The organism is Hanamia caeni (genome assembly GCF_003721595.1).
GTDB lineage: Bacteria > Bacteroidota > Bacteroidia > Chitinophagales > Chitinophagaceae > Ginsengibacter > Ginsengibacter caeni.
In genome coordinates, this window is record NZ_RJJR01000002.1 from 509,678 (window position 1) to 523,798 (window position 14,121).

The 14,121-nt window shown below is 39.0% G+C and carries 17 protein-coding genes and 1 pseudogene; 15 read left to right on the top strand and 3 right to left on the bottom strand.

Features of this window, described 5'->3' with window-relative positions; genetic code table 11:
• Positions 1–11: 11 nt before the first annotated feature.
• Positions 12–665: a hypothetical protein gene (locus EFY79_RS05470; protein ID WP_148041858.1), complete on the bottom strand. Its 654-nt coding sequence runs from the start codon at positions 663–665 to the stop codon at positions 12–14.
• 186 nt (positions 666–851) lie between these two features.
• Here EFY79_RS05470 and EFY79_RS05475 point away from each other — a divergent pair, with 186 nt between their 5' ends.
• The 10 genes from EFY79_RS05475 to rplI all read left to right on the top strand — a co-directional run bounded on the left by EFY79_RS05475 (position 852) and on the right by rplI (position 6,570).
• Positions 852–1,421 carry a thymidine kinase gene (locus tag EFY79_RS05475; protein WP_123119659.1) on the top strand — a complete coding sequence of 190 codons (570 nt, stop codon included), beginning with the start codon at positions 852–854 and terminating at the stop codon, positions 1,419–1,421.
• A 113-nt stretch (positions 1,422–1,534) separates the two neighbouring features.
• Entirely contained in the window at positions 1,535–1,765 is a 231-nt protein-coding gene (locus tag EFY79_RS05480) for a hypothetical protein (RefSeq protein ID WP_123119660.1), read from the top strand.
• Entirely contained in the window at positions 1,765–2,064 is a 300-nt protein-coding gene (locus EFY79_RS05485) for a type II toxin-antitoxin system RelE/ParE family toxin (protein WP_123119661.1), read from the top strand. The genes EFY79_RS05480 and EFY79_RS05485 overlap by 1 nt, the downstream gene beginning before the upstream one ends.
• A 39-nt stretch (positions 2,065–2,103) precedes the next feature.
• On the top strand, positions 2,104–2,757 hold the full coding sequence (locus EFY79_RS05490; protein WP_123119662.1) for a heme exporter protein CcmB: 654 nt from the start codon (positions 2,104–2,106) through the stop codon (positions 2,755–2,757).
• A gap of 190 nt (positions 2,758–2,947) precedes the next feature.
• Complete coding sequence (ccsA, locus tag EFY79_RS05495) at positions 2,948–3,631, top strand: cytochrome c biogenesis protein CcsA (protein WP_123119782.1); 684 nt, start codon at positions 2,948–2,950, stop codon at positions 3,629–3,631.
• Positions 3,624–3,854 carry a CcmD family protein gene (locus EFY79_RS21995; protein WP_394338864.1) on the top strand — a complete coding sequence of 77 codons (231 nt, stop codon included), beginning with the start codon at positions 3,624–3,626 and terminating at the stop codon, positions 3,852–3,854. The genes ccsA and EFY79_RS21995 overlap by 8 nt, the downstream gene beginning before the upstream one ends.
• 30 nt (positions 3,855–3,884) lie before the next feature.
• Complete coding sequence (locus tag EFY79_RS05505) at positions 3,885–5,306, top strand: Glu/Leu/Phe/Val family dehydrogenase (RefSeq protein WP_123119664.1); 1,422 nt, start codon at positions 3,885–3,887, stop codon at positions 5,304–5,306.
• A 118-nt stretch (positions 5,307–5,424) separates the two neighbouring features.
• On the top strand, positions 5,425–5,787 hold the full coding sequence (rpsF, locus tag EFY79_RS05510; RefSeq protein ID WP_123119665.1) for a 30S ribosomal protein S6: 363 nt from the start codon (positions 5,425–5,427) through the stop codon (positions 5,785–5,787).
• Positions 5,780–6,046 (top strand): 30S ribosomal protein S18, encoded by a 267-nt coding sequence (gene rpsR, locus EFY79_RS05515; protein ID WP_123119666.1) that lies wholly within the window; start codon positions 5,780–5,782, stop codon positions 6,044–6,046. Before rpsF ends, rpsR begins: the two co-directional genes overlap by 8 nt.
• Before the next feature lie 77 nt (positions 6,047–6,123).
• Complete coding sequence (gene rplI / locus EFY79_RS05520; RefSeq protein WP_123119667.1) at positions 6,124–6,570, top strand: 50S ribosomal protein L9; 447 nt, start codon at positions 6,124–6,126, stop codon at positions 6,568–6,570.
• A 93-nt stretch (positions 6,571–6,663) separates the two neighbouring features.
• Here rplI and EFY79_RS05525 read toward each other — a convergent pair whose 3' ends face one another.
• The gene (locus EFY79_RS05525) at positions 6,664–8,052 is read right to left on the bottom strand and encodes a sugar transferase (RefSeq protein ID WP_148041859.1); all 1,389 of its coding nucleotides are present in this window, start codon (positions 8,050–8,052) and stop codon (positions 6,664–6,666) included.
• Positions 8,053–8,070: 18 nt separating this feature from the next.
• Complete coding sequence (locus EFY79_RS05530) at positions 8,071–9,042, bottom strand: Gfo/Idh/MocA family protein (RefSeq protein ID WP_123119783.1); 972 nt, start codon at positions 9,040–9,042, stop codon at positions 8,071–8,073.
• A gap of 191 nt (positions 9,043–9,233) precedes the next feature.
• On the opposite strand from EFY79_RS05530, the gene EFY79_RS05535 reads away from it, so the two are divergent.
• From EFY79_RS05535 to EFY79_RS05555, 5 genes and pseudogenes are all read left to right on the top strand, one after another.
• The gene (locus EFY79_RS05535) at positions 9,234–9,800 is read left to right on the top strand and encodes a hypothetical protein (protein WP_123119669.1); all 567 of its coding nucleotides are present in this window, start codon (positions 9,234–9,236) and stop codon (positions 9,798–9,800) included.
• A 162-nt stretch (positions 9,801–9,962) separates the two neighbouring features.
• Positions 9,963–10,631, top strand: coding sequence for a succinate dehydrogenase cytochrome b subunit (locus tag EFY79_RS05540; protein WP_199727443.1), 669 nt, complete (start codon positions 9,963–9,965; stop codon positions 10,629–10,631).
• Between the two features lie 55 nt (positions 10,632–10,686).
• Positions 10,687–12,660, top strand: a complete 1,974-nt coding sequence (locus tag EFY79_RS05545) for a fumarate reductase/succinate dehydrogenase flavoprotein subunit (RefSeq protein WP_123119670.1) — start codon at positions 10,687–10,689, stop codon at positions 12,658–12,660.
• 195 nt (positions 12,661–12,855) lie between these two features.
• Positions 12,856–13,101 (top strand): annotated as a pseudogene (locus tag EFY79_RS22000) (four helix bundle protein); the annotation flags it as partial.
• A 45-nt stretch (positions 13,102–13,146) separates the two neighbouring features.
• Entirely contained in the window at positions 13,147–13,956 is an 810-nt protein-coding gene (locus tag EFY79_RS05555) for a succinate dehydrogenase/fumarate reductase iron-sulfur subunit (RefSeq protein WP_123119672.1), read from the top strand.
• The last annotated feature ends 165 nt before the right edge of the window (positions 13,957–14,121 follow it).

A 14,121-nucleotide genomic window follows, 5' to 3' on the forward strand; every position in this document is an offset into this window, starting at 1 on the left:
GTGATTATTTTTTACGCAAACCTTCTTTTAACCAACTGGTCAAACTGCTTTACAACCGGGTCGCTGTCGAGCCAGCCGATCTTAACTTTCAGTTCTCTTCTTATCCAAAATTCGGCTTCTGCGTAGATGGAAAAATTTTGGATAGTTTTTATACTTCTCTCATACATGGCCACATCGCCGCGGAACAATTCATTAATAAAAAGAAAACGATCGTTTATCCCAATTGCTTTTTTTAAGTCTTTAATAGGCGAAGAAGTGAGCGTATGTGAAAGTTCTATTTTTTCCTCTTTAAGCTGATCGTTCAGCGATTCAGGATATTGGAAAGATAATTCGGCTGCCGTCTTTTTTTCCACCTGGTCCTGATGCGCAAGCGTGGGAACCTCTTCAAGAGGATCAAACAGAAATCCGGAGCGGTTTTGCGAAGGGCGCGTATTGGCCGCCTGGGCTTTCTTTTTAATTTGCTGCAGTTCCTCCTCAATTGCTTTTTCATCTACTTCCAGCACCTGCACAATCTTTTCTTCGGTACCACTATTGCCGGCCCTTTCAATTTCAACTAAATCAAAAGTTACCGGCATCACTACTGAAATTTTTTCAAACTGCAACTCCTGCTTTTTCTCAACCTTTTTTATTAATTCTGCCTGTAGAATTTGAACAGTCTGTAACATTTCTCTTGCAGGCGAATTTTCATTCAGTTGTTTTTGTAGTTTATTGAGAAGTGTTGACACCCGGTCCATAAAATAGTTCTTGGATTATTAACGCGAAAATCTTTGTTTTTGATTTCAGGCAAAATCAATTTAACCTTGCAAATCGGGGCTAAGTTACTAATTGAAATTTAAAACTAAATACTAAAAATGTTTATCGAACCCATTTTGAAGGGCGACAGACGGGGCTGGATTGAGGTGATTTGTGGCAGCATGTTCAGCGGCAAAACAGAAGAATTAATCCGCCGTTTAAAGCGTGTTGAAATCGCTCATCTTAAAGCCGAAATTTTTAAACCCTCAATTGATACGCGATATGACGACCAAAAAATAGTAAGCCATGATGAAAATAGAATTCACTCAACACCCATCGATAATTCTCAGACAATTCTTTTACTGGCGCAAAATGTAGATGTGGTTGGTATTGATGAAGCCCAGTTTTTTGATGACCAGATCCCTACAGTGTGCGAGCAGCTTGCTTTAAAAGGCATGCGGGTAATTGTGGCCGGCCTTGATATGGATTACCAGGGAAAGCCATTTGGCCAAATGCCTAACTTGTTAGCCATTGCTGATTATATTACAAAACTACATGCAATATGCGTGGTGTGTGGCAATATCGCAAATGTCAGCTATAGAAAAATCAATACCGGGCCGCGCGTTTTGCTGGGAGAAAAAAATATTTATGAGCCCAGGTGCAGGATATGTGCGCAGTTAAAGGATTGATTGGTTAATCAGTTAAATAGTATAGAAAGTGAATAAGATTTCTCATTATTTGTTGCTTTACTGGCAGATTTATTTTACTTTTTTAAAGGTAAATTTGTAAAAAACAGTAAGAAATGGAAAATGTTTTGGAAAAACAAATGTTCAGTTATTTTACCCAATTGAGTGAACAACAAAAAAAATCTGTCATTCGAATGCTAAAAGTTTTTTTAAATGGCAAAGTGGAAAATAAAGACCGGATCAGTATTGAACAATATAATAAAGAATTAGACGAGGCAATTGAACAAATCAAGAGTGGCGAAGTTTTTTCTCATGAGGAAGTGGTGAAAATGTCAAAAACCTGGTAATGATAAAAAGGAAAGTTACCTGGACAAAGGCAGCTATCACTCAGTTTGACAAAATAATTGATTATATCCGGCAAGATTCAGATCAAAATGCGGATAAAATAAAAGAAAAGATATTAGTCAGGATTAATCATTTATCTGATGATAGAATAGTTCATCGAAAAGATCCTTATAAGAAAAATAATGATGGCAATTATCTCTACTTTGAAACTATGAAATATCGTATTGTTTATTATAAAAGTGCAAAAGAGGTTTTCATAATTCGCATTAACCATACAAGCAGGGAACCAAAATCATATTAAAAACCTACGCTCGAACTAAATTTTTCCTAATTCATCTGAATGTCAAAAATAATTACCCTTCTAAAAAAAGATTTCCTGCTGGAACTTCGCCAGCAACATACATTTTTTGGAATACTATTGTATGTAGCGTCTACCATTTTTGTTCTTTACCTCGCAATGGGCCAGCCTGAAAGTACGGTGTACAACGGCTTATTCTGGATGATACAATTATTTGTTTGTATTAACGCGGTGGCCAAAAGTTTTATGCAGGAAAGCAAAGGCCGGATGCTTTATTTTTATACAATCACCAGTCCTGTTCATTTTATTATTGGCAAATTAATTTATAGTATAATTATTATGCTGCTAATGGTATTGCTGAGCCTGCTTTTGTTCAGGATTCTTTTAGGCAACCCGGTTTTTAATTACCTGCAATTTGTAGGCATTGCTTTTCTTGGCGGGATGAGCTTAAGCCTTGTTTTTACGCTCATGTCGGCCATCGCTGCCAAAGCCCAGCAAAATGCGGCCATCATGGCGATCCTGGGCTTCCCTTTGATTATCCCTCAACTGCTCTTATTAATTCGCTTGTCCAGGGCAGCTTATGGAGAGGTTTTCAGGGAAGGGGCGTTGCTGCAAATATCCCTGCTTTTGGGCGGCCTTGATATATTAGTTATCGTTCTTGGTATTGTTTTATTCCCGTTTTTGTGGAGGGACTAATAAACTTATTTAAAAAAATATTAGTTGATTAAATATTTGTAACCACTTCGATCGGCTAACCAAATCATTTGTTGGAGATTTTCAATCACCTTTCGTGATTGGTTAAATATCTTTAAAATAAGCCGTGGCAATCAAACAATTGGGAAAACACAATGATAATATTCTTAATTTTGCCACACAAAAAATTGTCATGAAATTAAAGTGGTGGAAGATATTGTGTATCCTTTTTTTATTGCTCACCTTTTCTGCCGGATTTTTAATTCGCGTTCCTATCATCGGGAATCTTCACCAAAGTATTCGTAATTTTTTCTTCCACGTGCCTATGTGGTTTAGCCAAATGGTTCTGCTTGGCATGTCATTAGCATTTTCAATTGCTTACCTGAGAACACAAAAATTTAAATATGATATTTATGCCTCAGAGTTTGCCAAAACGGGAATTCTTTTTGGTTTGCTTGGCTTGGCTACCGGGTCAATTTGGGCAAAATATACATGGGGTGAATTCTGGAGCAATGATCCAAAACAGGTATGTGTGGCGATTGCGATTCTTATATACCTGGCCTATCTTGTTTTAAGAGGCTCTATGAATGATATAGATAAAAAAGCCCGTGTATCCTCGGTGTATAACATTTTTGCTTTTTTCATTTATATTCCTTTAATCATGATAGTACCCCGCATGGTTCAATCGCTTCATCCCGGCGGGATGGAAGGCGCCAAAGGGGGTGGCAACCCTGCCCTTGGCGGAGGAAGCTTAGATGCAACCATGGAAATGATCTTCTGGCCTGCTGTTTTTGGCTGGCTGCTTTTGGGAATCTGGATAAGCAGTTTAAAAATCAGGATAAGCCTGCTTTCCAACAAAAATTTGATAAATGAGTAAGTTGTTTTCTAAGAGGTTTTTTCTCTCTTCTTTGCTATGCTTTTCCACAATGTTTCTTTGGGCACAGGCATCCAGGCCGGGCCAATCCGTGGATGATTTAATGCGCAGCCACAACAAAATTTATGTGGTAATGGCGGTTTGCCTAGTGATATTAATTGTCCTGTTTATTTATCTCGTCAGGATAGATTTGAAGATTTCAAAAAAGGAAAAGGACTTTAAATAAATTAATTATCGTTCATTTAAATAAAATTTTATGTCCGAAAAAGCGGGTTATAGTTTTTTTCAAAATGTTGAAAAAAGTTTCGACAAAGCAGCCAAATTTACATCGTGGGACAGCGGCATTCTTCAGCAAATCAAACAATGCAATAGTGTTTATCAAATGCGTTTTCCCATAAAAAGAGAAAGTGGCGAAATAGTTACATTAGAAGCATACAGGGTACAACATTCTCATCATAAAACGCCATGCAAAGGCGGAATTCGTTTCAGTCTTGCTGTTAACCAGGACGAAGTGATGGCGCTTGCCGCGCTAATGACTTATAAATGTGCAATTGTAAATGTTCCGTTTGGTGGCGCTAAAGGCGGCATAAAAATAAGTCCGCGTGATTATACTCCCTACGAGCTTGAAAAGATTACCCGCCGGTATACAGCGGAATTGATTAAGAAAAACTTTATCGGTCCTGGAACTGATGTGCCTGCTCCAGATTATGGAACGGGGGAAAGAGAAATGGCGTGGATACAGGATACGTATGTTGCTATGCACCCGGGCGAAATTGATGCCCAGGGATGCGTGACCGGCAAGCCCGTTTCGCAGGGAGGCGTAAGGGGACGAACCGAGGCCACAGGGCTTGGTGTGTTTTACGGGCTCACGGAAATTTGCAACATGCATACCTTAATGGATAAAATAGGACTTCCATTAGGTGTAAAGGGGAAAAGAATTTGTATACAGGGCTTAGGAAATGTGGGCTATCACTCTGCATTGTTTTTTCAGCAGGCAGGGGCGGTTATAGTTGGTATTGCCGAATATGAAGGCGCTATAAAAAATTATAATGGGTTAGATGTAGAACAGGTTTGGGCGCACAGAAAAAAGACAGGTTCAATCCTCGGTTTTCCAGGAGCAGAGAACTTTGAAAAGTCCGCGGACGCGCTGGAAATGGAATGTGATATACTGATACCTGCCGCGCTTGAAAATGTAATTAATGCGGGCAATGCAAATCGGATAAAAGCAAAGATCGTTGGTGAAGCAGCTAATGGGCCATTAACTCCCGAGGCTGATGATATTTTAAATCCAAAGGGCATATTAATTGTGCCGGATATGTACCTGAATGCAGGCGGGGTAACGGTTAGCTATTTTGAATGGCTAAAAAATTTAAGCCATGTCCGCTATGGCAGGCTTGAAAAGAGGTTTACTGAGAATATGAATCATCATATTGTTGATATGGTTGAAAACCTTACCGGGAAAAAGATCTCTCCGGTAGAACGGGATTTTATCATCCACGGAGCAGATGAAGTGGATTTGGTAAGAAGCGGGCTTGAAGAAACTATGATAATGGCCACAAGAGAAATCGTAGATGTGTGGCAAAAAACACCTGCTATTCCTGATTTGCGGACTGCCGCCTACGTTGTTGCCATTAACAAAGTAGCTACTTCCTACGCTGAGCTGGGAATTTTTCCATAATGCATACCTGAAATTATGCCTGTTAAATTCTTTTTTCAAAAAGAAAAAGAACTTACCTTTGCCGCCCAAAATAAAAATTTTTTCACCGTTGTTTAAAAACAGCTAAAAAACACGATTAATGCAGAATTACGAATTGATGGTGATTTTTACTCCTGTACTTTCTGAGGAAGAATACAAATCTGCCCAGAATAAGTTTACTTCGTTAGTTACTGAAAACGGAGGAGAGGTAGTTCACGAGAATGCCTGGGGGCTTAAATCACTGGCGTATCCAATCCAGAAAAAAACTACCGGTTTATACTGGGTTCTGGAATATAAGGCGCCAACCGACTTCAATGAAAAGCTGAAAACCCAGCTTTTGCGCGATGAATCAGTACTTCGCCACATGTTCACTGCACTTGACAAATACGCCGTCGAGTACAATGCAAAAAAGAGAAATGGCGTACAAACAGGAATTGAAAAAGCGGAGGTTACCAATGGCTAAAGCAAATGAAATAAAATACCTTACAGCGATAAAAGCTGAAAAGCGGCCAAAAAAATATTGCCGTTTTAAGAAACTGGGCATTAAATACATTGATTACAAAGACGGCGATTTTCTCAAAAAATTTCTGAATGAACAGGGAAAATTATTGCCACGACGCATTACCGGTAATTCACTGAAATACCAGCGCAAGGTGAGCGATGCCGTGAAGAAGGCCCGCCAAATGGCTATTCTTCCCTATGTTACAGATCTCATGAAATAATTTTTTTAACCACCCTAATCCAACACAAGGAGGAGAAAGTCCCGAAAGCTTTCGGGATTGGGTAAAAATGCGAAATAATGCAGGTAATATTAATACAAGACGTAAACAACCTGGGCGGTGCTAATGAACTGGTGACTGTAAAAGATGGGTATGGCCGCAACTATCTTATCCCACATAAATTCGCGGTGGAAGCAAGCTCTTCCAATTTGAAAAGGTTAGCAGAGCGGCAAAAACAGATGGCGAAGAAAGAAGAAAAATTGCTCGCTGAAATTAACAGCGTGGTAAACGTGTTACAGGAATCTCCTTTAAAAATTGGCGCCAAAACCGGTACCAGCGGAAAAATATTCGGTAGCGTTACTTCAGTTCAGATAGCAAGAGCCATCCGTGAACAAAGAGGCTATGAAATTGACCGCCGCAAAATTACTATTCTTGACGATGTTAAAGAATTAGGAAGTTATAAAGCAAAAATTGATTTTGGTAAAGGCCACGAAACCGAAGTTGATTTTGAAGTGATAGCTGAATAATACTTTCAAATAATGTTTAAAAAGCCCTGCATTCTTTGCGGGGTTTTTTTATGGCGAAAAAAATTAAACTATTTATGGCTTTACTGGTTATAGTCACTTTCCTTTTCCGAGAAGAATAATTCTGACAGTATGTATCATTATTTTAAAATCTAGCGCCAGCGAAATGTTTTCAATATAAATGATATCATATTTCATCCTTTGAATCATTTCGTTTACATTTTCTGCATAGCCAAATTTTACCATACCCCAACTTGTAACGCCTGGCTTCACCTTCAACAGTAATTTATATTCAGGGTCGGTTTCTGTAATGCGGTCAATATAATATTGCCTTTCGGGCCGCGGACCTACAAGACTCATTTCTCCCTTTAAAACATTCCAGAGTTGAGGCAGTTCATCTAACCGCCACCGGCGCATCGTTTTTCCCCATTTGGTAATGCGCTTATCATTGCGGCTGCTAAGCATGGGGCCATCTTTTTCCGCACCTGCCACCATCGAACGAAACTTGTGAATAAAAAACTTTCTGCCCTTGTAACCCACTCTTTCCTGTGAATAAATTACGCTTCCTTCGGAGGAAAATTTAGTCCTGATTGCGGTATATAAAATTAAGGGCGATAGAACCATAATGGCCGTCACGCTCAAAAAAACATCTACCAATTGCTTAAAATTTTGCTGTTGTGCATTCATAAGGCCTGTATGAATTTGTACCAGCGGCGCACCCATAATATTTGTAGTGCGCACATTGCCACTAAGGATATCCACCTTATCTGGTAATATTTTTACATTCACTTCTTTTTCAGCAAGCATTTGCAAAATTTTTTCCAATTCGCTCCTTTTGTTCTCCGGTAAGGCCACAATCACCTCATCGATTTTATATTCGCCAATAATTGAAGTAGCGTCAGAAATATAGCCCAAAAAAGGAATTTGATTTTGGGAATTCGCGTCTGCTTGTTTGGCGAGATATCCACAAATACGGTAGCCCGTCTTTTCTATATTTGAAGAAAGGATCTGCAAAAGGCTATTTACTTTTTTTTCATCTCCGATAATTAAGGTATTAAACCATATCTGTTCCTTTTGAATCTGATGATGGGCTACTGAAAGAAGAAAATATCGAATGAGATAACAAAAAACAAACTGGATAGCAAAAAGAATAAAAAACTGGCTGTAAAAAGTAGAAAGATCCTGGTGTTTTTTATAAAAAAGAAAAATAAAAAAAAGAATGATGCTGCCGATGAAAGTGCTTATCAGCGTGGAAAATAATTCAAGTAATCTCGACTTATAATAAAGCGATTTGTAGGTGCCAAATAAATGGTACAAAACCACGTAGCCTAAAGGATATAAAATTAAGCCCGCTACAAATTTGTTCGATACATAAAAACCTTCATGTCCTATTTTGCGGTGTAAATAATAAAACACTGTCCAGGCAGCAATGGAAGCCATTACATCACCTAAAGCATAAAAACCAGTGTGTAAACGCTTTTGCAAGATATCTGAATGAGTTATTTAAATTACCCGGTTCCGGCTTATTTTTTCAAGAATACGATGGGCCACTTCCATTGCCCTTAATCCATCTATTTCTGACACAACAGGGATTTTGTTCTTGCTGATGGCCTCCACAAAACTTTCAAGCTCCATTTTGATTGCATTATTTTCTTTAATTACCGGCGAAGCAATTGCAATTGTTTTTTTTCCGTGGCCGGTGTCAATATCAAATGAAAATACGTTTTTATCTTCGGGCGTTTTATATTTAATGATTTCAGTTTTTTTCTCTAAAAAATCGATGCCCACATAAGAATCTTTCTGGAACAAGCGCATTTTGCGCATTTTTTTCATGCTGATTCTGGACGAAGTAAGATTAGCCACACATCCATTATCGAATTCAATTCTGACGTTGGCTATATCAGGAGTTTCACTCAATACATTTACTCCGTTGGCAAATACATTTCTTACATTGCTTTTTACAAGCGAAAGTATGATGTCTATATCATGAATCATTAAATCGAGAATAACACTTACATCCGTACCTCTGGGATTGAACTGCGCCAGGCGATGTACCTCGATAAACATAGGCTCCAGCCCATGCTCTTTAGCAGCCAGCAGCGCCGGATTGAAGCGCTCCACGTGGCCCACCTGGAATTTAATGTTAGCCTCTTTAGCCAGCTTAACAATTTCCCTGGCTTCGTCCATTGTATGTGCCAAAGGTTTTTCTACAAATACGTGTTTGCTTTTTAAAATTGCTTTTTTACACAAGGCGTAATGTTCTGTGGTAGGGGCTACAATATCCACTGCATCGCAGGCTTCAATTAATTCGTCTGCGCTTTTAAACTGTTTTAATCCATATTGCTTTTTAACTTCAGCAGCATTTGCTTCGGATGGGTCATAAAAGCCTGCTAACTCTGCCTCATGAATTTCTTTCCAATTGTTCAGATGAAATTTGCCCAGATGTCCAACCCCAAATACGCCTACTTTTAACATACACTTTTTTTTAATCCGGATAAAGGTAACAACAGAAATACAAAACCCCGCCATCATGTGTTGTAAAAAAAGTAGTGAAACTTAAATGGCTTTCTAGCAAAAAGAAGACAAAAAATCCTGCTTGTACAATGACAACTCTTTGCCTATGGTCTTGACAATTTTTTTGTATTTTAAGTAATAAATTTGTGTAGATGCAAGACATAGAACCATACGATAACTGGCAATATTTATACTCATCAGAAAATGATTTGCGCTCTCCTTTTTTTGGGCGGGAGTATAATGAATTTGAATTTTCGAATACGGTCTATAATTATTACATCCATCCTTTGTGGGACGAATTTGGCAGCCGCACTTTATACCTGAAAGTACTGATGGCAGATTATGAGGAGCAATATGTAATCATCGAAATGATTGGCGAATGGAACGATGCGATAGAAAACGATGTAGCGCGTCTCAAAAGAGAAGTAATAGATGATTTCATGTTGCAGGGTATCCGCAAATTCATTTTGATAACAGAAAACGTACTCAATTTTCACAGCAGTGACGATTGCTATTACGAAGAATGGCGCGATGATGTGGAAGATAAAAACGGTTGGATTGTGCTGGTAAACATGCCTTCGCAAACCCAGTACGATTTTATCAGGGCAAGGCTTAATAATTATGTTGAATTGTTGAATCTTCCTGCGTGGCGCACTATGAAGCCCGATGTATTTTTCAACCAGGTGGATAATATTTTACTAAGAAGATTAGATGGATAGATTTCAAAAATAAAATTCTGCTTATTTATTTGTTTGCTGCTGAATGAATGAGGATTCTTGTAAAGCGGTATACATTATTGCCTTAGCAATTAATCTATGCTTCCACATTTTTTAAAGTGCATGTAGTACATTTGCCTATCTGAAATTTTAACATTCTTCACTATGACCTGGAAACAGATGTTCACTTCATCGATAGGTAAAAAGATTTTAATGGCCCTTACCGGATTTTTTTTGATTATTTACCTGATAGTGCACGCTTCTTTAAATGCATTAATTTTTGTAAATGATGGGGGAGAGACCTTCAACCGGGCAGCCTATTTTATGTTGCACAATTATTTTGTACGTTTTTTGGAAGTAGGGCTTTTCGCGGTTTTTGTTTTGCATATTATCCAGGGATTATTATTGTGGCAACAAAATAAGGCAGCAAGGAAAATAGGTTACAACAAACAAAAATATCCCAAAGAAATTAAATGGTACAGCCGATACATGGGCTGGCTGGGCACTTTCGTTTTGTTGTTTTTAGTAATGCACTTATATCATTTCTGGGCCAGTACAAAACATGAATTATATTTTCACGGACCGGTTGTAAATCTTTACGAGGAAATGAGAGAAATATTTACCAATCCCGTTTGGTTTGTACTTTATATGATTGGCCTTGCTTCTCTTTTGTTTCATCTGTTACAGGGCTTTCAAAGCGCATTTCAAACTTTTGGCATCAATCACAGAAGGTGGGTTCATATTATTAAAGGCATTGGAGTAATTTATTCTTTTGTCATCTGCATTCTTTTTGCAATGATGCCGATTGCTTTTATGGCAGGATGGCTCCAATAGCGAATGCTGAATGAAATTCAAAAAATAAAAAGTTTCAAAATATTTAATAAAACGTATGGAATTAGACGCAAAAATACCGGAAGGTCCAATGGATCAAAAATGGACCAACTATAAAAACCACGTAAAACTGGTAAGCCCGGCTAATAAAAGAAAACTGGAGATTATCATAATCGGAACCGGCCTGGCAGGCGCTTCAGCCGCTGCTACGCTGGCTGAGCTTGGCTATAAAGTGAAATCGTTTTGTTTCCAGGACAGCCCCAGGCGCGCGCATTCAATCGCTGCACAAGGTGGAATTAATGCAGCCAAAAACTATCAGAACGATGGCGATTCGGTTTATAGGTTATTTTATGAAACAGAAAAGGGGGGAGACTTCAGGTCAAGAGAAGCTAATACATACCGGCTGGCGCAGGTAAGTGGAAATATTATCGACCAATGCGTGGCACAAGGTGTTCCTTTTGCCCGCGAATATGGCGGCGTTCTTGCCAATCGTTCTTTCGGCGGAACGCAGGTGCAGCGTACGTTTTATGCGGCAGGGCAGACCGGGCAACAATTATTGCTGGGAGCGTACAGCGCTTTGGAACGCCAGGTTGCTTTGGGAAATGTAACGATGTATTCACGGCATGAAATGCATGATATTGTAAAAATTGATGGAAAAGCGAGAGGGATTATCGCGCGGAATTTAGTCACCGGAAAATTGGAACGGCATTTTGGACACGCGGTGTTGATTTGTTCCGGCGGATATGGAAATGTTTTTTATTTAAGCACCAATGCGATGGGAAGCAATGTAACCGCCGCGTGGAAATCGCACAAGAAAGGGGCATTTTTTGCCAATCCTTGTTATACTCAAATTCATCCGACCTGTATTCCGGTTACCGGCGACCATCAAAGTAAACTTACATTGATGAGTGAAAGCCTCAGAAATGATGGAAGAATTTGGGTACCAAAAAAGAAAGATGATAACAGGAAGCCGAATGATATTCCGGAAAATGAGCGTGATTATTATTTGGAAAGAAGATATCCGGCGTTTGGAAATCTCGGTCCGCGCGATGTTACCTCACGGGCCGCCAAAGAAAGATGTGATGCGGGTTATGGCGTCGGAACCACTAAAAAAGCCGTCTATCTTGATTTTGCGGATGCCATCAAACGTTACGGAAAAACCGAAGCGCATAAGAGGGGATTAGCGAACGCATCTGAAAATGAAATTGAAGAATTAGGCAAAGGAGTTGTCAAAGAGAAATATGGTAACCTGTTTGCGATGTATGAAAAAATCACAGATGAAAATCCCTATGAAGTGCCGATGAGAATTTATCCCGCCGTGCATTATACCATGGGCGGATTGTGGGTGGATTATGAATTGATGACCACCGTTCAGGGTTTGTATTGCCTCGGAGAAGCAAATTTTAGTGACCATGGCGCTAACCGGCTAGGGGCTTCTGCTTTGATGCAGGGTTTGGCCGATGGTTATTTTGTAATTCCTTACACTCTTGGAAATTATATGTCTGGTGAAATTCGTACGCCGGCGATTCCAACGACACATCCTGCATTTGAAGAAGCTGAAAAAGCGGTGAGAGAAAGAATTGAAAAATTGATGAACATAAAAGGAACTGAATCTGTAGATAGTTTTCATAAAAGGCTTGGCCACATTATGTGGGAAAAAAGCGGTATGGCGCGAAATGAAAAAGGCCTGACCGAAGCCATTGAAGAAATAAAAGCTTTAAGAAAAGAATTTTGGGAAAATGTGAGAATACCGGGAGATATTTTTGAAATGAACCCGGAATTGGATAAAGCAGGAAGAGTCGCAGATTTCTTAGAACTCGGCGAATTAATTTGCAGGGATGCCCTCAATCGCAGGGAAAGCTGTGGCGGACATTTCAGGGAAGAAAGCCAGACGCCTGATGGAGAAGCCCAGCGCATCGATGAAGAGTTTAGCTATGTGGCCGCCTGGGAATATACTCCTGAAGGAGAAATTTTAAACAAAGAGCCTTTGACTTTTGAGTTAGTGCAGCCAAGCCAGAGGAGTTATAAATAAATTATTAGATTATTAAATTATTAGATTATTAATTCAAGTACTAATTAGTTGTTTAGGGGAATATGCCTGATAATTATTTAAAACTAAACGATATAGAATGTTACCGGATTGCTTTTCGCTTAAGTAATTACGTTTGGTCAATTGTAATTAACTGGGAATCATTTCCAAAAAGAGTAGTAGGGAGCGCAGTTTGCGGGGGCTGCGGATTCTATTTCCGCAAATATTGCAGAAGGATTTGGCAGGCATTTTAAAAAGGATAAAATTAAATTTTATAGCTATAGTAAAGGGTCTTTGAAAGAAAGTTTGGATTGGAATGAAAAAGCAAAAGTTAGAAAGCTGATAACAACTGAAGAATACGACCATATTTTTGGTGAACTAAATAAGTTGCCAAAATCAATAAACTCGTTAATTAAATTTACTAATGAAAAACTTCCTTATTAAGCGCAGGTTAATAATAAAATAATATAATAATAAAGTAATTAAGATATGGAACACTACAATATGAATCTCACTCTGAAAGTATGGCGCCAAAAAAACGCAGAGGCAAAAGGATATTTTGAAACTTTTGAGGTAAAAGATATTTCTTCTGAAATGTCATTCCTCGAAATGTTTGATGTGCTCAATGAAAGATTGATTAGTGAAGGAAAAGACCCTATTGCCTTCGACAGCGATTGCCGCGAAGGAATTTGTGGAACCTGCAGCATGTATGTGGATGGTCGCGCACATGGCCCATGGCAAAAGAATACAGTTTGCCAGCTTCACATGAGGGCTTACAAAGAAGGCGATACCATCGTCGTAGAACCCTGGCGGTCCGTGGCTTTTCCAGTTATAAAAGATTTGATGGTTGACAGAAAAGCATTTGACAGGATTATCGAAGCCGGTGGGTACATTTCAGTTAATACAGGGAATGCCCCGGATGCCAACAATATATTAGTTGACAGGGCAAAATCCGATGAAGCATTCGATTCTGCCGCGTGCATCGGCTGTGGTGCCTGTGTGGCCGCTTGCCCCAATGGTTCTGCCATGTTATTTGTTGGAGCCAAAGTTTCTCAATTAGCACTTTTGCCACAAGGCCAGCCTGAAAGAATTTCAAGAGTATTGAATATGGTAGACCAGATGGATAAAGAAGGGTTTGGCAATTGTGGCAACATCTACAATTGTGAGGCAGAATGCCCCAAAGGAATTTCTGTAGAAAATATCGCCAGAATGAACCGCGAATATCTTGGTGCTTCGCTTTCTTCTAAAATACAGGAAAGGCCTGTGCGCATGGTAGATCCAATGAACGAGAAAGGATAATATATGCATACACAGTAAAGCAATAAATAGATTAATTTTTTCTTCTGCTTTTTAAAGGTAAAATCCGGTAAAATATATAGAAAGACTCTTTTTTTACGTTAACCTTATCATCCGGGCAATTGCCTGAAATCCTTTAATTTTAAGGTTTGTAAAAAAATATGCTGC